17 protein-coding genes are annotated in these 19,835 nt (G+C 51.8%); 16 read left to right on the top strand and 1 reads right to left on the bottom strand.

Annotated features, from left to right (window positions below; genetic code table 11):
- Positions 1–127: 127 nt before the first annotated feature.
- Positions 128–1,114, top strand: coding sequence for a phosphate/phosphite/phosphonate ABC transporter substrate-binding protein (phnD, locus tag KDM89_RS17645; protein ID WP_212689237.1), 987 nt, complete (start codon positions 128–130; stop codon positions 1,112–1,114).
- Between the two features lie 149 nt (positions 1,115–1,263).
- Positions 1,264–1,608: a hypothetical protein gene (locus KDM89_RS17640; RefSeq protein WP_189358705.1), complete on the top strand. Its 345-nt coding sequence runs from the start codon at positions 1,264–1,266 to the stop codon at positions 1,606–1,608.
- Between the two features lie 321 nt (positions 1,609–1,929).
- Here KDM89_RS17640 and KDM89_RS17635 read toward each other — a convergent pair whose 3' ends face one another.
- Positions 1,930–3,555, bottom strand: a complete 1,626-nt coding sequence (locus tag KDM89_RS17635) for a methyl-accepting chemotaxis protein (protein WP_212689236.1) — start codon at positions 3,553–3,555, stop codon at positions 1,930–1,932.
- Positions 3,556–3,824: 269 nt separating this feature from the next.
- On the opposite strand from KDM89_RS17635, the gene KDM89_RS17630 reads away from it, so the two are divergent.
- The 14 genes from KDM89_RS17630 (at position 3,825) to hisG (ending at position 19,812) form a co-directional block, all read left to right on the top strand.
- Entirely contained in the window at positions 3,825–4,535 is a 711-nt protein-coding gene (locus tag KDM89_RS17630) for a transposase (RefSeq protein WP_212689235.1), read from the top strand.
- 438 nt (positions 4,536–4,973) lie between these two features.
- Positions 4,974–9,668, top strand: coding sequence for a glutamate synthase-related protein (locus KDM89_RS17625; RefSeq protein ID WP_212689234.1), 4,695 nt, complete (start codon positions 4,974–4,976; stop codon positions 9,666–9,668).
- Between the two features lie 61 nt (positions 9,669–9,729).
- A complete protein-coding gene (locus KDM89_RS17620) occupies positions 9,730–11,193 on the top strand; it encodes a glutamate synthase subunit beta (RefSeq protein ID WP_212689233.1) in 1,464 nt (487 codons plus the stop codon).
- Between the two features lie 776 nt (positions 11,194–11,969).
- Complete coding sequence (locus KDM89_RS17615) at positions 11,970–12,773, top strand: ABC transporter ATP-binding protein (protein ID WP_212689232.1); 804 nt, start codon at positions 11,970–11,972, stop codon at positions 12,771–12,773.
- Positions 12,770–13,537, top strand: a complete 768-nt coding sequence (gene mlaE / locus KDM89_RS17610) for a lipid asymmetry maintenance ABC transporter permease subunit MlaE (RefSeq protein ID WP_212689231.1) — start codon at positions 12,770–12,772, stop codon at positions 13,535–13,537. The genes KDM89_RS17615 and mlaE overlap by 4 nt, the downstream gene beginning before the upstream one ends.
- Positions 13,538–13,611: 74 nt before the next feature.
- Positions 13,612–14,088, top strand: coding sequence for an outer membrane lipid asymmetry maintenance protein MlaD (gene mlaD, locus KDM89_RS17605; RefSeq protein ID WP_212689230.1), 477 nt, complete (start codon positions 13,612–13,614; stop codon positions 14,086–14,088).
- Positions 14,085–14,852, top strand: coding sequence for an MlaA family lipoprotein (locus tag KDM89_RS17600; RefSeq protein ID WP_230427947.1), 768 nt, complete (start codon positions 14,085–14,087; stop codon positions 14,850–14,852). The genes mlaD and KDM89_RS17600 overlap by 4 nt, the downstream gene beginning before the upstream one ends.
- 56 nt (positions 14,853–14,908) lie before the next feature.
- The gene (locus KDM89_RS17595; protein WP_212689256.1) at positions 14,909–15,547 is read left to right on the top strand and encodes an MlaC/ttg2D family ABC transporter substrate-binding protein; all 639 of its coding nucleotides are present in this window, start codon (positions 14,909–14,911) and stop codon (positions 15,545–15,547) included.
- Positions 15,548–15,556: 9 nt separating this feature from the next.
- A complete protein-coding gene (locus KDM89_RS17590) occupies positions 15,557–15,838 on the top strand; it encodes an STAS domain-containing protein (protein WP_329604691.1) in 282 nt (93 codons plus the stop codon).
- Positions 15,839–15,971: 133 nt separating this feature from the next.
- Positions 15,972–16,892 (top strand): ABC transporter ATP-binding protein, encoded by a 921-nt coding sequence (locus KDM89_RS17585; protein WP_212689229.1) that lies wholly within the window; start codon positions 15,972–15,974, stop codon positions 16,890–16,892.
- Between the two features lie 5 nt (positions 16,893–16,897).
- Positions 16,898–17,653, top strand: a complete 756-nt coding sequence (locus KDM89_RS17580) for an ABC transporter permease (protein WP_212689254.1) — start codon at positions 16,898–16,900, stop codon at positions 17,651–17,653.
- 19 nt (positions 17,654–17,672) lie between these two features.
- Positions 17,673–17,909, top strand: coding sequence for a BolA family protein (locus KDM89_RS17575; RefSeq protein ID WP_212689228.1), 237 nt, complete (start codon positions 17,673–17,675; stop codon positions 17,907–17,909).
- A complete protein-coding gene (murA, locus tag KDM89_RS17570; RefSeq protein ID WP_212689227.1) occupies positions 17,909–19,162 on the top strand; it encodes a UDP-N-acetylglucosamine 1-carboxyvinyltransferase in 1,254 nt (417 codons plus the stop codon). Before KDM89_RS17575 ends, murA begins: the two co-directional genes overlap by 1 nt.
- Positions 19,159–19,812: an ATP phosphoribosyltransferase gene (hisG, locus tag KDM89_RS17565; RefSeq protein WP_212689226.1), complete on the top strand. Its 654-nt coding sequence runs from the start codon at positions 19,159–19,161 to the stop codon at positions 19,810–19,812. The genes murA and hisG overlap by 4 nt, the downstream gene beginning before the upstream one ends.
- Positions 19,813–19,835 lie beyond the last annotated feature (23 nt).

The raw sequence follows: 19,835 nt of genomic DNA, 5'->3' as shown, positions 1-19,835 counted from the left end.
GGAAATTCATGTGATGAGAAAATACCGTTTCTTGAGGAAACGGGCATATCCTGTTGTGATGGCCGCCAGACTTGCATCATGGCCGTCGCTTGCTTATCCGGGCTCGTTCCTTCCCAATTCAGGAGAAATGATGAAAAAAGTATTGTTCGCGATGATGGTGGCAGGTCAGTTACTGGCGCAGCAGGCTGTGGCTGCTGATAAATTAACGGTAGGACTGATTGCTGTCACCGAAAAAGAAGATGTGCGCAAACGCTGGCAGCCGCTGATTGATGATCTGAGCAAGGCGACCGGACAGGAAGTACAGGTCGTGATTTCGCCTAACTATGCAGAGATCGTCGATGGCCTGAAAGCCAACACCATACAAATGGCCTGGCTCAGCAATAAAGTCGCGCTGGATGCGGTGGAATCCGGAAAAGCGACCGTGTTTGCACGCATGGTGAAAGCGGATGGTTCCAAAGGTTATCAGTCGGTACTGATTACGCAGACCGGTTCAGCACTGAAATCCACCGACCAGATGTTCAAAGAGCCTGGTGTGTACCAGTTTGCGTATGGTGATAGTGGCTCGACTTCGGGTTATCTGGTGCCGGAATACTATTTGTTCTCCAAGAACAAAGTCGAACCGGCAAAGCTGTTCAAAAAAGTGATTCAGGGTGATCACGCCAGTAACCTGAAAGCGGTGTTAAGCAAGACGGTCGATGTAGCCACTTACAATACCGAGAGTCTGGATATGCTGAAAAAAGAAGCGCCGGCAGACTTCAACCGTATCCGCGTGATCTGGACTTCTCCGCAAATCCCGAATGATCCGTTGTTGTATCGTAAAGACTTACCGCAGGGTACAAAAAACAAGCTGGAAGATTTCTTTACGAACTACGGTAAAGGCAAAAATGCAGCAGCGCAGAAAGACACGCTGAAAAAAATCCTGAATCTGTCCGGATTTCAGCGCTCGAATGACGCTCAGCTGAAGCCGATTGCCGATCTGACCTTGTTCAGTATTCTGCGCACCAATATGAATGACACCAAGCTGAGTCCGCAGGAAAAGCAAAAACGCTTTGATGAAGTCAGTGCCCGATTCGGTAAGCTGAGTGCAATTCTGGAGTCATCCCGCCTGAACTGAGGTCAGTTTTCTGTCCCGTGCAGAAAAATGACAAATTTTTTGTGTTTTGTATCGTTTCGTGTCAACCGGCTTCCGGGGCTCCTCGTTACGGGTTGTAACAGGCCATGTTTTCAAGTGGGAAAAACAGGCCGCAACCTGAGGAGTCTGACATGATTTACGAAATTCTGGTTCGTGCAGCGGAAAACAAAAAGCTGACTTCTGATCACCTGATCTGGATCGAAACCGAACTCGGTACCCGTGAATTTGAAAAATGGATGCGTGACCGCGCACTGCTGGATGCATCCGGCAAAGCACCGGTAGTCCGCTGGGGCATCGTGCAAACACAGCGTGCAGCGCATTTCAAACTGGCAACACAGGCAAAAGCACTGAAAACACGTATTTCCGAACTGATGAGCGGCTTGCCGGAAGTGACAGCAATGCAGGATGCCAGCAAAGCACTGAGCGCCATCCGCGCCCGTGTGAAAGCCAGTACAGAACTGGCAGCAGCGCACTAAGCTGATCTGTACGCGTACGCCGGTTGATCCGGCGACCGCAGACAAAGTCTGATCAGCAGTACATCTGCACTACTGCTTGCGGTTTGATGCACTGGCTGTTGATACAGTAACTGTCAATTTCGCAGCCAGCGCTGCGCATCAGGCAAATAAAAAGCCACGGTTTCCCACAACCGTGGCTTTTTTGTTTGTTGCTTTGATATCCCGATCAGATGGCTTAGCCCAGTCCAGTCGAGTCCAGCTTAGCTTGCTTTGCTCAGCTATCCGTTTCTTATCGGGCATTGTGGCAAACCTGCGCATGCAGATTTGCCTTTGGTTCCGGTATTAACGCAATCGTTGTGGTTGCGCCTGACGCGGGCCGGAATCTGTGCGCGCAGCATGGAATGACGGTGCCTGTGCTTGTCCGATGCGGAACTGTCCAACCAGCTGAGTCAGCTTTTCTGCCTGATCACGCATGCTTTCTGCCGCCGCTGCCGCTTCTTCCACCAGCGCAGCATTTTGCTGTGTCATTTCATCCATTTGCGTGACAGCCAGATTCACTTGCTCAATCCCTGCACTCTGTTCCTGGCTGGCGCAGGTGATTTCACTCATGATATCGGCCACACGGCGGACGCTGGCGACGATATCCTGCATCGTATTGCCTGCATCGTCGACCAGTCGTGCACCGTGTTCGACTTTGCCGGTTGAGTCATCAATCAGCGTTTTAATCTCTTTCGCCGCCGCCGCACTGCGCTGTGCCAGACTGCGCACCTCAGATGCTACTACAGCAAATCCGCGTCCTTGTTCCCCTGCACGCGCAGCTTCCACCGCAGCATTCAGCGCCAGAATATTGGTCTGGAATGCAATGCCGTCGATGACGGAAATAATATCCACGATTTTGCCCGAGCTTTCGCGGATAGATCCCATGGTTTCAATGACCTGAAACACCACATCGCCACCACGTTGCGCAACTTCCGAAGCTGAGACGACCAGTTGATTGGCCTGACGCGCATTGTCTGCATTCTGGCGTACGGTGGAAGTCAGTTCTTCCATTGAGGATGCCGTCTCCTGCAGGGAGCTGGCTTGCGATTCTGTACGGGCAGACAAATCCGCGTTACCGGAAGCGATTTCATCCGCCGCCGTATGAATTGCATGGGTGCCGGTTCGCACATCGCCAATCACGCGGCTTAAACCTTGTCCGATGCCATTGATGGAACGGATCAGATCACCGATTTCATCCTGACGATTTGTCTGAATGGTGTGTGTCAGATCACCCTGCGCCAGTTCCGCCGCCATCAGGCTTGCTTCCTGCAGCGGACGCACGATGGAACGTGTCAGCAACACAGCACTGATCACCGCCAGAATGCCGGATACCAGAATCAGGACAATCAGCAGGATGCGGCTGCTTTCGTAATCAGTCTGAATTTTTTTTGCAGTTTCATCGATCTGTGCGCGTTGCAGTTTCACCAGCTCTTCGATTTTTTTCAGATACGCAGTCGATACCGGCATGAACTTTTGTTCCAGCAACTGATTCGCTTCATCAGCCTGATCTGCTTTTTTCAGTTCGACAATTTTGTTGCGGGACGCCAGATACTCATCACGCAGCGTATTGATTTCTTTCAATAAGGCTTTTTCCTGCTCTGATTCCAGTAATTCGGTAATTTGCTTCAGGAGTTCAGCAGAAGCCTTGCTGGATTCGGCCTGATCGGCCTCAAAGAATTTTGCCAGCGACGGATCGGCACTCTTTGCAATCGCCGCAGTACGTTTGATGCCACTGTGAATGTAGCGGTACCAGTCACTGACCAGACGTTCTGTGGTCAGCGGCTGTTGCATTAACTGATTGGTGGCACTGGCAACATTGTTCAACTGAATCAAGCACACCAGCGCAGCCAGGGCAGATAAAGTCAGAATCAGTGCAAAGCCTATGCTCAACCGTTTTCCAACGGAAAAATGAGACAGTAATGTGTTCATAAATAGGAAATCTGAATGAGGAATAGTGAATTTTTAATGAAATTGCTGAAAAAATCAGCATATTTCCGACGGGCAAAATTATAGTCGTTTCCCTAAGGTCGATTGATGAAAGCTTTTGTGCCTGATCAGGAAGTCGGTAATTAGCTGACGAAACAGACCGGAGAAACGGTAATTGCCGGGTGCGTTGCGCTGTTTTCCTGCGTGATCGCATACAATAAAGCCGTTGAAATTTACCGCCACCACCCGGTGACAGACATTCAGATAAAACGATGGCAAGACTTCCGCGCTTAATGGTTCCCGGTGCGTTGCATCATGTGGTGCAGCGTGTGCACAGTGGCATGATCTTGTTTCGTGACGATGATGACTACCGGCAGTTTGCGGTCTGGCTGCGCGAAGGTGCGCGCCAGTTCGGTGTGGAAATTCATGCTTATGTTTTGTTGCCGGATCATTTCCATTTACTACTGACGCCAGCCGGGGATGACAGCGTCAGTAAGCTGATGCAGTGGATAGGGCGCTGTTACGTGCCTTATTTCAACCGTCGTTATCAGCGCAGTGGCAGCCTGTGGCAGGGGCGTTTCCGCGCCACAGTGCTGGAGGCGGAAACTTACTTCGTTCCTTGTGCGATCTACATCGAATCACATCCGGTCCGGGCTGGGCTGGCACACAGCGCTGAAACTTATCCGTGGTCCAGCTATCTGCATCATTCCGGGCAACAGACTGATCCGCTGGTTTCTGATCACCGGCTTTACTGGGCGCTCGGTAACACACCGTTTCAGCGCGAAGCGAACTACCGCCAGAAAATGGAAGAATCGCTGTCACGCGAGATGATGCAACGTTTGTCGGACGCGACGCACAAATCCTGGGCGCTGGGCAGCGAAGCTTTTATGGCTGCACTTGGTCAGCAAACCTTACGCCGGGTTGCACCTGCGCGGCGCGGACGACCCCGCAAACCAGCCTTACCTGCTTCCGGTACGGCCTGATTCCCTTCCTCCGGTAACATTATCAGCATGGCGGCGTTGCATGCGCGCTGCAACAAACACACGGATTGTTTTTGGCAGCGCAACGGGTTTTTTCTGCGTAGTTGTTATGCGTTTAACAGAGAAGCTCAGGCATCGGCAGAATAAGCTTGGGTTGCTGCCGGATTCTGACGGCCGGAAACTGCCGTGCTAAGATATGTGCAGCGCTGAAAAAATTCGATAAGTATTTGAATTTAAATGATTTATTTCAAATTTTATGATGGTGGTGACGCCGGTTTTCGCTTCCGTAATACATTTAAATTTACTCTGACCCTAATAAAAATAAATCAAAATAATTGACCGTTTTTATTCACTCTGACCCTGTTTTATTTCGTTTGCGCTTTGTTTTGCACTGCACTATGCTGGATTCCAATGCTCAATCCCCGGTATCTGGAGAACGTTATGCAAGCGCAAGGTCTGTACCATCCCAGCAATGAACATGACGCCTGTGGCGTGGGCTTTGTTGCCCACATCAAAGGCAAGAAAAGCCACGCTATCATCGAACAGGGTTTGCAAATCCTGAAAAACATCGACCATCGCGGCGCGGTCGGTGCTGACCCGCTGATGGGTGACGGTGCCGGTATCCTGATTCAGGTGCCGGATCAGTTTTACCGCGAAGAAATGGCAAAGCAGGGCGTGACTCTGCCGCCACCGGGTGAATACGGCGTCGGGATGATTTTCCTGCCGAAAGAAATCGCTTCCCGTCTGGCTTGTGAACAGGAAATCGAACGCGCTGTCCGCGCCGAAGGTCAGGTTGTGCTGGGCTGGCGTGATGTGCCGGTCGACCGCGACATGCCGATGTCGCCGACTGTACGCACCAAAGAACCGGTGATCCGCCAGATTTTCATTGGCCGCGGCCCGGACATCATGGTTACCGATGCGCTGGAACGTAAGCTGTATGTGATCCGTAAATCTGCGGTACATGCGATTGAAGCGCTGAAACTGCTGCACGGCAAAGAATACTTTGTACCGTCGATGTCAGCACGTACCGTGGTCTACAAAGGCTTGCTGCTGGCAGATCAGGTCGGCGTCTACTACAAAGACTTGCAGGATCCGCGCTGTATCTCGGCGCTGGCGCTGGTGCATCAGCGCTTCTCCACCAATACTTTCCCTGAATGGCCGCTGGCTCACCCTTACCGCATGATTGCGCACAACGGTGAAATCAATACCGTGAAGGGTAACTTCAACTGGATGCGAGCCCGCGAAGGCGTGATGAAATCCGCCGTGCTCGGCGACGATCTGCAAAAACTGTATCCGCTGATTTTCGAAGGCCAGTCCGATACAGCAAGCTTTGATAATGCACTGGAATTGCTGGTGATGTCCGGCTATCCGATTGCACAGGCAATGATGATGATGATTCCGGAAGCCTGGGAAAATCACAGCCAGATGGATGAAAACCGCCGTGCTTTCTACGAATACCATGCAGCGATGATGGAACCGTGGGATGGTCCTGCAGCGATGGCATTTACCGATGGCCGTCAGATCGGCGGCACGCTGGACCGTAACGGTCTGCGTCCGGCCCGTTACATCATCACCGATGATGATCTGGTTGTGATGGCGTCAGAAGCCGGTGTTCTGCCAATTCCTGAATCAAAAATTATTAAGAAATGGCGTTTGCAGCCGGGCAAAATGTTCCTGATTGATCTGGAAGCCGGACGCATTATTGACGATAAAGAAATCAAAGACACTTACGCCAACGCCAAGCCTTATAAACAATGGATTCAGTCTGTCCGCATCAAGCTGGATGCGCTGAAGGCGGAAGCAGCTGCTTTGCCGGAGCAGGCCAGCCTGCTGGATCGTCAGCAAGCGTTCGGCTACACCCAGGAAGATATGAAATTTGTGCTGGCGCCGATGGCAACCAGCGGTGAAGAGGCCATCGGTTCGATGGGGAATGATGCTTCGCTGGCAGTCATGTCGAACAAGCTGAAGCCTTTGTATAACTACTTCAAGCAATTGTTTGCGCAGGTGACCAATCCGCCGATTGATCCGATTCGCGAAGCGATGGTGATGTCGCTGGTGTCGTTCATTGGCCCGAAACCGAATCTGCTGGATACAAATAACATCAATCCGCCTATGCGTCTGGAAGTGGCACAGCCTGTGCTCGACTTCACGGATATCGCTCGTCTGCGCAATATCAGCGCGAATACCGGCGGCAAATTCAAATCCTATGAACTGGATATCTGCTATCCGGTGGCGTGGGGTAAGGAAGGTATTGAAGCACGTCTGGCATCGATCTGCGCAGAAGTTGTGGATGCGGTGAAATCCGGCCATAACATCATGATCATCACTGATCGCAATACCGATAAAGACCACGTCGCGATTCCGGCGCTGCTGGCAACTTCCACGGTGCATCAGCATCTGGTCAGCCGTGGTCTGCGTACTACTACCGGTCTGGTCGTGGAAACCGGCTCTGCACGTGAAACCCACCACTTCGCATTACTCGCAGGTTACGGTGCGGAAGCGGTGCATCCGTATCTGGTGATGGAAACACTGACTGCTATGGCAGCCGAATTGCCGGGCAATCCTGATCCGCAAAAAGTGATTTATAACTACACCAAAGCAATCGGTAAAGGCCTGATGAAGGTGATGTCGAAAATGGGTATTTCGACATACATGTCTTACTGTGGTGCGCAGATTTTTGAAGCAGTCGGCCTGAACCGCTCGCTGGTGGATAAATACTTCCGTGGTACGGCATCGAATGTCGAAGGTATCGGTTTGTTTGAAGTCGCAGACGAAGCACTGCGCTTACACAAACTCGCTTACGGCAATGATCCTGTGCTGGCGAACTCGCTGGATGCCGGTGGTGAATACGCTTTCCGTGTCCGTGGTGAAGACCATATGTGGACACCGGATGCAATTGCCAAACTGCAGCATGCGACCCGCTCCGAAAGCTATAACACTTACAAAGAATACGCGCAGATCATCAATGATCAGTCCAAACGCCATCTGACATTGCGTGGCTTGTTTGAATTCAAAATTGATCCGGCCCGCGCCATTCCGCTGGAACAGGTGGAGCCTGCCAAAGAAATCGTGAAGCGTTTCGCTACCGGTGCGATGTCGCTCGGCTCTATCAGTACCGAGGCGCATGCAACGCTGGCGGTCGCGATGAACCGTATTGGTGGTAAATCGAATACCGGTGAAGGCGGTGAAGATCCGGCACGTTATCAGAATGAGCTGAAAGGCATCCCGATCAAAAACGGTGCGACGCTCGCCAGTGTGATTGGTAAAGCGCAGGTGGAAGCTGATATTCCCTTGCAGGAAGGTGATTCGCTGCGTTCCCGTATCAAACAGGTGGCATCCGGTCGTTTCGGTGTGACAGCGGAATACCTGAGTTCTGCCGATCAGATTCAGATCAAAATGGCGCAGGGTGCAAAACCGGGTGAAGGTGGTCAGTTACCGGGACACAAAGTTTCCGAATATATCGCTAAGCTGCGTTTCTCGGTGCCGGGTGTTGGTCTGATTTCTCCGCCACCACACCACGACATTTACTCGATCGAAGATCTGGCGCAATTGATCCATGATCTGAAAAACGTGAATCCGCAGGCATCGATTTCTGTGAAGCTGGTGTCAGAAGTAGGTGTTGGTACGATTGCAGCCGGTGTATCGAAAGCGAAAGCAGACCACATCGTGATCGCTGGTCACGATGGCGGTACCGGTGCATCTCCGTTGTCATCGATTAAACACGCCGGTACACCGTGGGAAATCGGTCTGGCAGAAACCCAGCAAACACTGGTACTGAATGGTTTGCGCAGCCGTGTCCGTGTGCAGGCTGACGGTCAGATGAAAACTGGCCGTGACGTCGCGATTGCGGCAATTCTGGGTGCGGATGAAATCGGTTTTGCGACTGCGCCGCTGGTGGTTGAAGGTTGCATCATGATGCGTAAATGCCATCTGAATACTTGCCCGGTCGGTGTGGCGACACAAGATCCTGAGTTGCGTAAAAAATTCTCCGGCAAACCGGAATACGTGGTGAATTACTTCTTCTTCGTTGCGGAAGAATTACGTCAGATCATGGCGCAGCTCGGTGTACGTACGTATGACGAACTGATCGGTCGGGTTGATTTGCTGGATAAATCCCGCGCGATTACGCACTGGAAAGCGAAGGGACTGGATTTCGGCCGTATCTTCTACATGCCGGAACTGCGTGCAGATACTGCGATCCGTCATGTCGAATCTCAGGATCACGGTCTGGACAAAGCACTGGATCATAAGCTGATTGCGCAAGCCAGCATGGCATTTGAAAACGGTGAAAAAGTCTCGTTTATCTCGCCGGTGAAAAATCTGAACCGCACAGTCGGCACGATGCTGTCCGGTCTGGTGGCGCGTAAGTGGGGACATGATGGTCTGGAAGACGACACCATCCACATTCAGTTGCAGGGTACTGCCGGTCAGTCCGCCGGTGCTTTCCTCGCGAAAGGCGTGACGCTGGATCTGGTTGGCGAGGGCAATGACTACGTCGGTAAAGGATTGTCCGGTGGCCGCATCATCATTCGTCCGAACACGGAATTCCGTGGTTGGGCGGTGGATAACATTATCGCCGGCAATACTGTGCTGTACGGTGCGATTTCCGGTGAAGCATTTATCAACGGTGTGGCGGGTGAACGTTTTGCTGTGCGTAACTCCGGTGCGACTGCTGTGGTGGAAGGTACCGGCGATCATGGTTGCGAATACATGACCGGCGGCACGGTGATTGTGCTGGGTGCAACCGGCCGTAACTTTGCTGCAGGGATGTCCGGTGGTATCGCATATGTCTATGATCCTGACGGTGAATTCGCGGCTCGCTGCAACACTGCAATGGTGACACTGGAACCGGTGGTGGCAGGCGATGTGCAACTGGCCAGCCTCGATAAAGCCTACTGGCACAGCGAAGCACGCAACGGTGAGCGTGAAACGGATGAAGCGATACTGCGTCGCCTGATCGAACGTCACTTCAAGCACACCGGCAGTACCCGTGCACGCAATCTGCTGGACGACTGGGCGCGCAGCCGTGCCCGCTTCGTGAAGGTATTCCCGAACGAATACCGCCGCGCCCTGGCTGAAATGGCCGTGGCAGCACAGGTTGCCAGCGAAGCGGCAACCGAAGCCGAAGCAGTCTAAGCAGAACAGGCGGCCCGCGCCGCCTGTTCAGTGCAGAACCGAATTCAGACCGAGGAAGATCATGGGAAAAGCAACAGGATTTATGGAATACCAGCGTCTGCAGGAAGCCAGTGAAGCGCCGCAGAGCCGTAAGAAGCACTATAAAGAATTTGTGATGCATCTGGATGATGCACAAGCGAAAACACAGGCAGCACGCTGCATGGATTGCGGTATTCCGTTTTGTAATAACGGCTGTCCGGTGAATAACATCATTCCGGACTGGAATGATCTGGTGTACAACGGCAAGCTGCGTGAAGCGCTGGATACGCTGCATTCCACCAATAACTTTCCGGAATTTACCGGACGTATCTGTCCGGCACCCTGCGAATCTGCCTGTACGCTGGGCATTATCAAAGATGCCGTCGGTATCAAATCGATTGAGCATTACATCATCGACAAAGGCTGGGAAAACGGTTGGGTGACGCCGCAACCGGCGGCAGTTTCCACCGGTAAAAAAGTGGCAGTAGTTGGTTCCGGCCCTGCGGGTCTGGCAGCCGCGCAGCAGCTGGCACGTGCCGGTCACGCCGTGACCGTGTTTGAAAAAAACGACCGCGCCGGTGGTTTGCTGCGTTACGGTATTCCGGATTTCAAACTGGATAAAAACCTGATTGATCAGCGCGTTAAACAAATGGAAGGTGAAGGCGTGGTATTCCGTACCGGTGTGCTGGTCGGTAAAGATTTTCCGGCCGGTATTACCAACTGGGCGAAAGAAACCGTTTCGCCGGAAACCCTCCAGAAAGAATTTGATGCCGTCATCATTGCCGGTGGCGCAGAGACACCGCGTGATTTGCCGGTGCCTGGCCGCGAGCTGAAAGGCGTGCATTTTGCGATGGAATTCCTGCCGCAGCAAAACAAAGTGAATGCCGGTGATAAAGTCAAAGACCAGATTTCCGCTGCCGGTAAGCATGTGGTGGTGATTGGTGGTGGCGATACCGGTTCGGATTGCGTCGGTACTTCCAATCGTCACGGCGCGAAAGCCGTCACGCAGTTTGAGTTACTGCCGCAGCCGCCGGAACAGGAAAATAAACCACTGGTCTGGCCTTACTGGCCAACCAAGCTGCGTACTTCTTCATCGCATGAAGAAGGCTGCGAGCGCGACTGGTCGGTTGCCACCAAACGTCTGGAAGGCAGCAAAGGCAAAGTGGAAAAACTGATCGCCTGCCGCGTTGAATGGAAGGACGGCCGTATGCAGGAAGTGCCGGATTCCGAATTCGAAGTCAAAGCGGATCTGGTATTGCTGGCGATGGGCTTTGTATCGCCGGTGCAATCGGTGCTGGATGCCTTCGGCGTTGACCGTGATGCGCGCGGTAATGCCCGTGCGACCACGGACGGTGCAGGCTGCTACAAAACCAATGCAGACAAAGTATTTGCTGCCGGCGATATGCGCCGCGGCCAGTCGCTGGTGGTGTGGGCAATCCGCGAAGGTCGTCAGTGCGCACGCGAAGTCGATGCCTTCCTGATGGGTGACAGCGTGCTGCCACGCTGATTCTGAGGGCGGGTATTTGCTTCGGTCTGAAAAGGGTGTCCGCGGACACCCTTTTTGTTTGTCCGGCCTCCTTGACGGCCGGACGGCCGGAAAACCGGCATTTTGTGCCTCAAATGCGGAAATCCGTCACAAAAAACACGGACGTCCGCGAATTTGCTGGCTCTCCGGACAGGTGCCCGGACGAAACTTGCACAATCTGTGGCAGCAGCTAGTCTGCTAGACAGTGAGTATGTGGCTGAGCGTTGCTTGTCTTCAAGCCTGTGTTCTGCGTTTTACTTTTTTGCATTTAGACGGATGCTGACAGCAATAGTCACCGGAATTTTTTCAGTTCGCTTTGGTCAGAAGGCCGGTCAGCACGAAAAAAGATGGCTGATCGCAGGAAAATGCGGAAATCTGTCAAAAAAAACAGCGACGTCCGCGTATTTGCTGCCTTTCCGGACTGCGGGTGTGACGAAAACGGTACAAAAAATACATGCTGCAAGAGGGTGAATATTTTGCTCCCGATGGTCTCGTCTGGTGCGACTATCGGCGAAAAAGTGCCGGAAAAAGCGAAGTTATGCAAAATAACTGACTCAGAGTTCATTTATTTTGCATTTTCTTTTAAGTAATTTTTGGAATGAAATTTCGTCTTTTTTATTTGGGTGGAATGAAGTTCTGTTTCGTGCCGCATTTTTGAAATTTTCTGCATTTGTGATTTTCTGGCAAGCCGAAGCCGCGGCAACGGGAAATTCTGTTCTGGATTACAATGCAGCTTTTATCAGTGACAACAAACTTCCGTGTCTAACTTAGTTGAAATCCGGGATGTAGAGTTCGGTTACGCAGAGCGTTCCATTCTCTCCGGCCTGCAAATGGATTTTCCCCGTGGCAAAGTGATTGCCGTGATGGGAGGCTCCGGCTCGGGTAAAACGACGATACTGCGCCTCATCGGTGGCCAGATCCGCGCCCGCAGCGGTTCGGTGAAGGTAGATGGGCAGTCTGTAAACGACCTGAATAAAGCCGGACTGTTCAGTCTGCGCCGTAAAATGGGGATGCTGTTTCAGCACGGTGCGCTGTTCACCGACCTCAGTGTGTTCGATAACGTCGCATTCCCTATGCGTGAACACACCGATTTTTCCGAATCTGTGATCCGTGATCTGGTCTTACTTAAACTGCACGCGGTTGGCCTGCGTAATGCAGCGCACCTGATGCCATCCGAAATTTCCGGTGGTATGGCGCGCCGTGTCGCGCTGGCTCGTGCGGTTGCACTGGACCCGCAACTGATTATGTACGATGAACCGTTTGCCGGTCTGGACCCGATTTCCATGGGTGTGACGGCGAATCTGATTCGTCAGCTGAATGATGCGCTTGGCTCCACTTCGGTGCTGGTGTCGCATGATGTGCACGAATCTTTTGCCATCGCTGACTACGTATATTTTTTGTCGCAGGGCAAAATCGTTGCGCATGGCACACCGGAACAAATGATGGCTTCTGATGATCCGTACGTACGTCAGTTTGTCCACGCCGAACCGGATGGTCCGGTACCTTTCCATTATCCTGGCAGCAGTCTGGCGCAGGATCTGGGTCTGAAGGAGCCAGCATGATTACCGCGCTCGGTACTGCGGTTCGTGGAACCGTCTCTGGCCTTGGTTACGCTGGCCGGGCATTTATGAATATTCTGGGTGTCGCGCCCGGCTTATGGCGTCGCCCGCGCCTGATTACGGATCAGATTCATTTCATCGGTAATTACTCGCTGGTGATTATTGCGATCTCCGGCCTGTTTGTCGGCTTCGTGCTCGGCTATCAGGGCTATTACACGCTGAATCGCTATGGTTCGGAAGAAGCGCTGGGTTTGCTGGTGGCATTGTCGCTGACACGCGAACTCGGGCCTGTCGTGACGGCATTACTGTTTGCAGGCCGTGCCGGAACGTCACTGACTGCGGAAATCGGTCTGATGAAAGCCGGCGAGCAATTAACTGCCATGGAAATGATGGCTGTTGACCCAATCCAGCGTGTGCTGGCGCCGCGTTTTCTGGCTGGCATTATTGCCATGCCGGTACTCACAGCAATTTTCAATGCGATGGGCGTCATCGGCGGCTATGTGGTCGGTGTAAAACTGATCGGCGTTGATGCAGGTGCTTTCTGGTCGCAAATGCAGGCAGGTGTGGACGTGATGCAGGACATCGGTAATGGCGTCATTAAGAGCATTGTGTTCGGTTTTGCCGTGACTTTTGTAGCGCTGTTTCAGGGGTACGAAGCACAACCGACACCGGAAGGCGTCTCGCGTGCCACCACGCGCACTGTCGTGCAGTCATCGCTGCTGGTCTTGTGGCTGGATTTCCTGCTGACGGCCTGGATGTTCCAGTAAAAAACGGTAGTTACACAATGAAATATCGCTGCAATCGGGTTTTGATATAAAGCAGCAATCGGGAAGGATGAAGTATGCAAAAGAAAAATTTTGACTTCTGGGTCGGCTTGTTTGTGCTGCTGGGCGCTGCTGCTCTGCTGTTTCTCGCATTGAAAGCCGGCAACATGAGTTCTTTGTCGCTGGACCAGACCTATGAAGTCACTACACGTTTCGACAACATTGGCGGTCTTAAACCACGTGCTGCGGTGAAAAGTGCCGGTGTGGTAGTTGGCCGCGTTAAATCGATTACCTTTGATGATAAAACTTTCCAGGCAAACGTGACGCTGGAGTTGCAGTCCCGCTACCAGTTCCCGAAAGACAGTTCTGCCAAAATCCTGACAGCAGGTTTACTCGGTGAGCAGTACATCGGTCTGGAACCAGGCGGTGATACGGCTAATCTGGCATCCGGAGACCGCATCAAAATGACGCAGTCTGCAGTTGTTCTGGAAAATCTGATCAGCCAGTTCCTGTTCAGCAAAGCAGCTGACAGTAATGGCGAGGAGAAAAAATGATGTCCCCGATGTCCGTACGCTGGGTGCGAACCATCCTGATTCTGTTCTGTGGTGTTGTACTCAGTGCCTGCAGCACTGTGAATGCCGAAAAAATCCGTGCAAAAACAGATCAGACGATTGATGCGATCAGCACAAAAACCAATATCGGTAAAAACCCGCGTGATCCGCTGGAAGGTTTTAACCGTCTGATGTTTAACTTCAACGACACAGTTGACCAGAACGTATTGCAGCCGGTAGCCCGTGTGTACCGTGATACGACACCGGGCTTTTTTCAGACGGCTGTCAGTAATTTTTTCGGTAACATCGGTGATGTCTGGAGTGCGGTGAATAACATCCTGCAAGGTAAAGTCGGCGATGGCATGTCAGATGTAATGCGTGTCGCAGTCAACTCAACTTTTGGTCTCGGTGGCGTTATTGACATTGCTTCACCAGCCGGATTGCAAAAGCATAAGGAAGATTTCGGTCAGACGCTGGGTGTGTGGGGTATGCCTTCCGGACCGTATCTCGTGTTGCCGATGCTGGGATCATCCACATTGCGCGATACAGCTGCTTTGCCGGTGGATATGAAGGCCGATCTGTGGAGTTACAAAGAGCCTGTTTATGTGCGGAATTCCGGAACGGTACTGAAGCTGGTGGATAAGCGGGCATCGGTGCTGGATGCAGGTACTTTGCTGGAGGAAGCCGCGCTGGATAAATATGTGTTTATCCGTGACGCGTATCTGCAAAAACGTGCGAATGATATTCGCAAACAGGAAGACGAATAAGATTTAAACAAACGGAGCCCGGACTTTCCGGGGTTCCGGCGACGGAAGGGAATATGATGAAAAAATTCTGGAACACAATGGTTGCACTGGTCATTTCTGCTTTTGCGGTAATGAGCCCTGCACATGCAGCAGATGAAGCACCTGACCAACTGATCAAACGCCTGAGTCAGGAAATTCTGGATACTGCAAAAAACGATAAGGATATTCAGTCCGGTAATCAGAAAAAAATCTATGACATGGTTGAAGGCAAGATTCTGCCGTTCATTGATTTTCAGCGTATGACATCGCTGGCTGCTGGCAAAAGCTGGCGCGAAGCGACACCGGAACAGCAAAAACAACTGACTAATGAATTCCGTACTCTGCTGATCTTTACGTATTCCGGCGCGATGTCGCAAATCAAAGACCAGCGGGTCGAATTTAAACCATTCCGTGCCGCTGCGGATGATACTGACGTTGAAGTGAAGACTTCAGTGGTACAATCCCGTGGTGAACCGATCCAGTTGAATTATCGTCTGCAAAAATCTGCAACAGGCTGGAAGATTTACGATATCAACGTGCTTGGCGCATGGCTGGTTGAAACTTACAAAGGCAGTTTTTCTGCTGAAATTTCTAAATCCGGTATTGATGGTCTGATTAAGACGTTGTCGGATAAAAACAAGAAGCTGGCCGCTGCTTCTGCTAAAGGCGGCAAATAAGGAGGATGTGTGTACGTTGTCGGCAATGAATTGTCACAGGCAAACCTGATGTCCGCGCTGGAAGCGGGTTTGCAGGCAATGCGCAGCGGCGAAAATGTGTTCGATTTTTCTGCAACAGAAAAAGCGGACTCTGCTGCTGTCGCGGCAATGGTTGCATGGCAACGTGAAGCCGGTAAACTGGGTGTATCACTCGCTTTTCAGGCAGTGCCTTCCACTTTGCAAAGTCTGATGGCCTTGTATGGCCTCAGTACACATTTCACTTCTTCCGCACCTGTTCCTGAGCGACATTGACGCTCACGGTCTGACGCTCCCGCATACGCCGGGAGCCTTCGGCTTCTCTGCTGAAAATCCCCTATAATCGGTAGTTTTCTGTCTTCCGGACAGATGTTTCGGTTTCTCTCTTTACGAAAGCAAAGCACGCCAAATGGCAGCTCTACAAATTACGGATGTACACAAACGCTATGGGTCCCTGCAAGCGTTGGGCGGCGTTTCTTTCACTGTGGAAGAAGGTGAGTTTTTCGGATTGCTCGGTCCGAATGGTGCGGGTAAAACGACACTGATTTCCATTCTGGCCGGTCTGAGTCGTGCAGACTCCGGAACAGTAAAAATTCAAGGCTACGATGTGGTCAGTCAGTACCGTGATGCACGTGGTCATCTTGGGGTTGTGCCGCAAGAGCTGGTTTTTGATCCGTTCTTTACCGTGCGTGAAACCCTGCGCATGCAGTCAGGTTATTTTGGTATTCGTCGCAATGACGACTGGATCGATGAAATTATGGCGAATCTGGATCTGACGAATAAAGCAGATACCAATATGCGTGCATTATCCGGTGGTATGAAGCGCCGCGTACTGGTGGCGCAGGCACTGGTGCACAAACCGCCCGTCATTGTGCTGGATGAGCCAACAGCCGGTGTCGATGTGGAGTTGCGCCAAACCTTGTGGAAGTTCATTTCACGTTTGAATCGTGAAGGTCACACGATTATTCTGACTACTCACTATCTGGAAGAGGCTCAGGCGTTGTGCAGCCGGATTGCCATGATGAAGCTGGGTAAATTGCTGGCGCTGGATAAAACCTCAGATCTGATCAACCGGATTTCAGGGTCTCAGTTGCGAGTGACGCTTGCTGCGACGGGGGAAACCCGTTTGCCGGCGTCTTTGTTACCGAATGTCGTCAGTCACGAGACCGTGGCCGATCCGCGTCAGCATGTATTGCGTGTGACAGACTTCAATCAGGTCGAAACCATGTTAGCGGCAATTCGCGAAGCTGGCGGAAAAATCGAAGATATGCAGTTACTGCAGGCTGATCTGGAAGATGTGTTCCTGCAAATGATGGAGGGACACAAATGAACAATATGACAGGATTTAAAACGCTGCTCTACAAAGAAGTGCTGCGCTTCTGGAAGGTGGCAACGCAGACGATTACTGCACCTGTAATGACAGCTTTGCTGTACTTGCTGATTTTTGGTCACGTACTCGAAGAGCATGTGCAGGTTTATCCGGGTGTACGGTATACAGCCTTCCTGGTTCCTGGTCTGGTCATGATGAGTGTGTTGCAGAACGCGTTTGCAAATTCTTCCTCTTCGCTGATTCAGTCCAAAATTACCGGTAATCTGGTATTCGTATTGTTACCGCCATTGTCGCACTGGGAATTATTCGGTGCTTATGTGCTGGCGGCGATGCTGCGTGGCCTGACAGTCGGTCTGGGAGTATTTGTTGTTACCGCATGGTTTGCTAATCTGCATTTTGTTGCACCGCTGTGGATTGTCGTTTTTGCCTTGCTCGGTGCTGCTATCCTCGGTACGATGGGGCTTGTTGCGGGAATCTGGGCCGAGAAATTCGATCAGCTGGCAGCATTTCAGAATTTCCTGATTATGCCTCTGACATTCCTGTCCGGCGTATTTTATTCCATTCATTCACTGCCGCCTTTCTGGCAGGGATTGTCCCGATTTAACCCGTTTTTTTACATGATTGACGGCTTCCGTTATGGCTTTTTCGGCGTCTCTGACGTTGATCCGCTGCACAGTATGCTGATTGTCAGTCTGTTTCTGATTGCGCTTGCAGTGTTGTCGCTGCAAATGCTGCGCAGTGGCTATAAATTACGCCACTGATTTTTGCCGGAGATTTATTGTGTTACCAACCCCAGAACAAATTCATCAGTACATCGCAGCAGGTCTCGACTGCACACATCTGCAAGTTGAGGGCGATGGTCAGCATTTTCAGGCTGTGATCGTTTGTGCCGCGTTTGCCGGCAAGCGTCTGATTCAGCGCCATCAAATGGTTTATGCCGTGCTGGGTGAACGTATGCGTGAAGAAATTCATGCTTTATCGATGAAAACTCTGACACCTGACGAGTACCAGGCATAATGGATAAGCTACTGATTACAGGCGGTCAGCGCCTGAATGGCGCAATTGAAATCGCAGGTGCAAAAAATGCCGCTTTACCAATTCTCTGTGCAGGGTTACTGACTGCCGGCGATGTTGTTCTGAGCAATGTTCCGTCCCTGCAAGACGTCAGCACAATGCTGAAATTATTGCGCCAGATGGGTTTGCAGGTTACGCAGGAAAATGGCGTGACTGTGCTCAACGGAACCGGCATCAATAAACTTGAAGCGCCTTACGATCTCGTTAAAACCATGCGTGCGTCTATTCTGGTTCTCGGACCATTACTGGCACGCTTTGGCGAGGCGAAAGTGTCGTTGCCGGGAGGTTGCGCGATCGGATCCCGTCCGGTTGATCAGCACATTAAGGGCCTTCAGGCGATGGGCGCTGAAATTACGATTGAGGCGGGATACATTCACGCGAAAGCGAAGAAATTGCGTGGTGCACGTATCGTAACCGACATGATCACGGTGACCGGTACTGAGAACTTACTGATGGCGGCAACGCTGGCGGAAGGTGAGACCGTGCTCGAAAATGCGGCACGTGAGCCGGAAGTTACCGATCTGGCTCATTTACTGGTTGCAATGGGTGCAAAAATTGAAGGTATCGGTACAGACCGACTGATTATTCAGGGTGTGGATCAGTTACACGGTGCCAGCCACAGTGTTATTGCGGATCGTATTGAGACGGCAACTTTCCTGTGCGCGGTTGCAGCTGCTGGCGGTGATGTGACACTGACCCGAACACGCAGCGATATTCTGGATGTTGCTCTGGATAAATTGCGCGAGGCGGGCGTTATTCTGACGACGGGACCAGACTGGATTCGTGCGCAAATGAGCGGAAGGTCGAAAGCTGTGAGTTTCCGTACAACGGAATATCCGGGCTTCCCGACGGATATGCAAGCGCAGTTTATGGCAATGAACTGCGTTGCGCAGGGCAGCAGCCGTGTAACAGAAACCATTTTTGAAAACCGGTTTATGCACGTTCAGGAGCTGAACCGCCTCGGTGCAAACATTGATATTGATGGGCACACTGCGATTGTGACTGGTATGGAGCGTCTGGTTGGTGCTCCGGTGATGGCAACTGATTTGCGTGCTTCGGCATCGCTGGTGATCGCCGGTCTTGCTGCCGAAGGGCAAACACTGGTGGATCGTATTTACCATCTGGATCGTGGTTATGACCGTATGGAAGTCAAACTGAAAGGTGTCGGCGCTCAGATTGAACGGGTGAAGTCATGAGTCAGCAACTGACACTCGCTTTATCTAAAGGACGTATTTTCGAAGAAACGCTGCCTTTACTTGAGGCTGCAGGTATTCGTGTGACTGAAGATCCGGAAAAATCCCGCAAACTGATTCTGGCGACGAATGACCCGGCGGTACGTGTGATCATCGTGCGTGCATCCGATGTTCCGACCTATGTGCAACATGGTGCTGCTGATTTCGGCGTGGCTGGAAAAGACGTGTTGCATGAACATGGCGGCGAGGGTTTGTATCAGCCTATCGATCTGAATATCGCACAGTGCCGTGTTTCTGTTGCAGTGTCAGCTGGTTTTGATTACGACAAGGCGGTACGCCAGGGCGCACGTTTGCGTGTAGCAACCAAATATACCAAGACGGCCCGTGAGCATTTTGCAAAAAAAGGCGTGCACGTTGATTTGATCAAGCTGTATGGCTCTATGGAGCTGGCACCCTTAGTCGGTCTTTCGGATGCAATCGTCGATCTGGTCAGTACAGGCAGTACTTTACGTGCTAACAATCTGGTCGAGGTCGAACACATCATGGATATTTCGTCGCGTCTGATCGTGAATCAGGCTGCGTTGAAACTGAAACGTGAACGACTGCAACCTATATTACAGGCCTTTGAACAGGCAGCGCGCCGTTCGGCCTGATCGTTTAAGCAAGAAAGTAAACC

Origin of the sequence: Cognatundibacterium luofuense (assembly GCF_018139685.1) — a bacterium.
Taxonomy (GTDB): domain Bacteria; phylum Pseudomonadota; class Gammaproteobacteria; order Burkholderiales; family Burkholderiaceae_D; genus Undibacterium; species Undibacterium luofuense.
Note: the sequence above shows the minus strand (reverse complement) of the source record. Positions and strands in the feature narration are given on the sequence as shown.

What these genes read in the sequence shown, in the direction of transcription:
- KDM89_RS17625 (WP_212689234.1), top strand. Translation starts at nt 4,974, where the DNA reads ATGCAAGCGCAAGGTCTGTACCATCCCAGCAATGAACATGACGCCTGT.
- KDM89_RS17635 (WP_212689236.1), bottom strand. Translation starts at nt 3,555, where the DNA reads ATGAACACATTACTGTCTCATTTTTCCGTTGGAAAACGGTTGAGCATA.
- hisG (WP_212689226.1), top strand. Translation starts at nt 19,159, where the DNA reads ATGAGTCAGCAACTGACACTCGCTTTATCTAAAGGACGTATTTTCGAA.
- murA (WP_212689227.1), top strand. Translation starts at nt 17,909, where the DNA reads ATGGATAAGCTACTGATTACAGGCGGTCAGCGCCTGAATGGCGCAATT.
- mlaD (WP_212689230.1), top strand. Translation starts at nt 13,612, where the DNA reads ATGCAAAAGAAAAATTTTGACTTCTGGGTCGGCTTGTTTGTGCTGCTG.
- KDM89_RS17580 (WP_212689254.1), top strand. Translation starts at nt 16,898, where the DNA reads ATGACAGGATTTAAAACGCTGCTCTACAAAGAAGTGCTGCGCTTCTGG.
- KDM89_RS17600 (WP_230427947.1), top strand. Translation starts at nt 14,085, where the DNA reads ATGATGTCCCCGATGTCCGTACGCTGGGTGCGAACCATCCTGATTCTG.
- mlaE (WP_212689231.1), top strand. Translation starts at nt 12,770, where the DNA reads ATGATTACCGCGCTCGGTACTGCGGTTCGTGGAACCGTCTCTGGCCTT.
- phnD (WP_212689237.1), top strand. Translation starts at nt 128, where the DNA reads ATGATGAAAAAAGTATTGTTCGCGATGATGGTGGCAGGTCAGTTACTG.
- KDM89_RS17620 (WP_212689233.1), top strand. Translation starts at nt 9,730, where the DNA reads ATGGGAAAAGCAACAGGATTTATGGAATACCAGCGTCTGCAGGAAGCC.
- KDM89_RS17640 (WP_189358705.1), top strand. Translation starts at nt 1,264, where the DNA reads ATGATTTACGAAATTCTGGTTCGTGCAGCGGAAAACAAAAAGCTGACT.
- KDM89_RS17595 (WP_212689256.1), top strand. Translation starts at nt 14,909, where the DNA reads ATGAAAAAATTCTGGAACACAATGGTTGCACTGGTCATTTCTGCTTTT.
- KDM89_RS17630 (WP_212689235.1), top strand. Translation starts at nt 3,825, where the DNA reads ATGGCAAGACTTCCGCGCTTAATGGTTCCCGGTGCGTTGCATCATGTG.
- KDM89_RS17585 (WP_212689229.1), top strand. Translation starts at nt 15,972, where the DNA reads ATGGCAGCTCTACAAATTACGGATGTACACAAACGCTATGGGTCCCTG.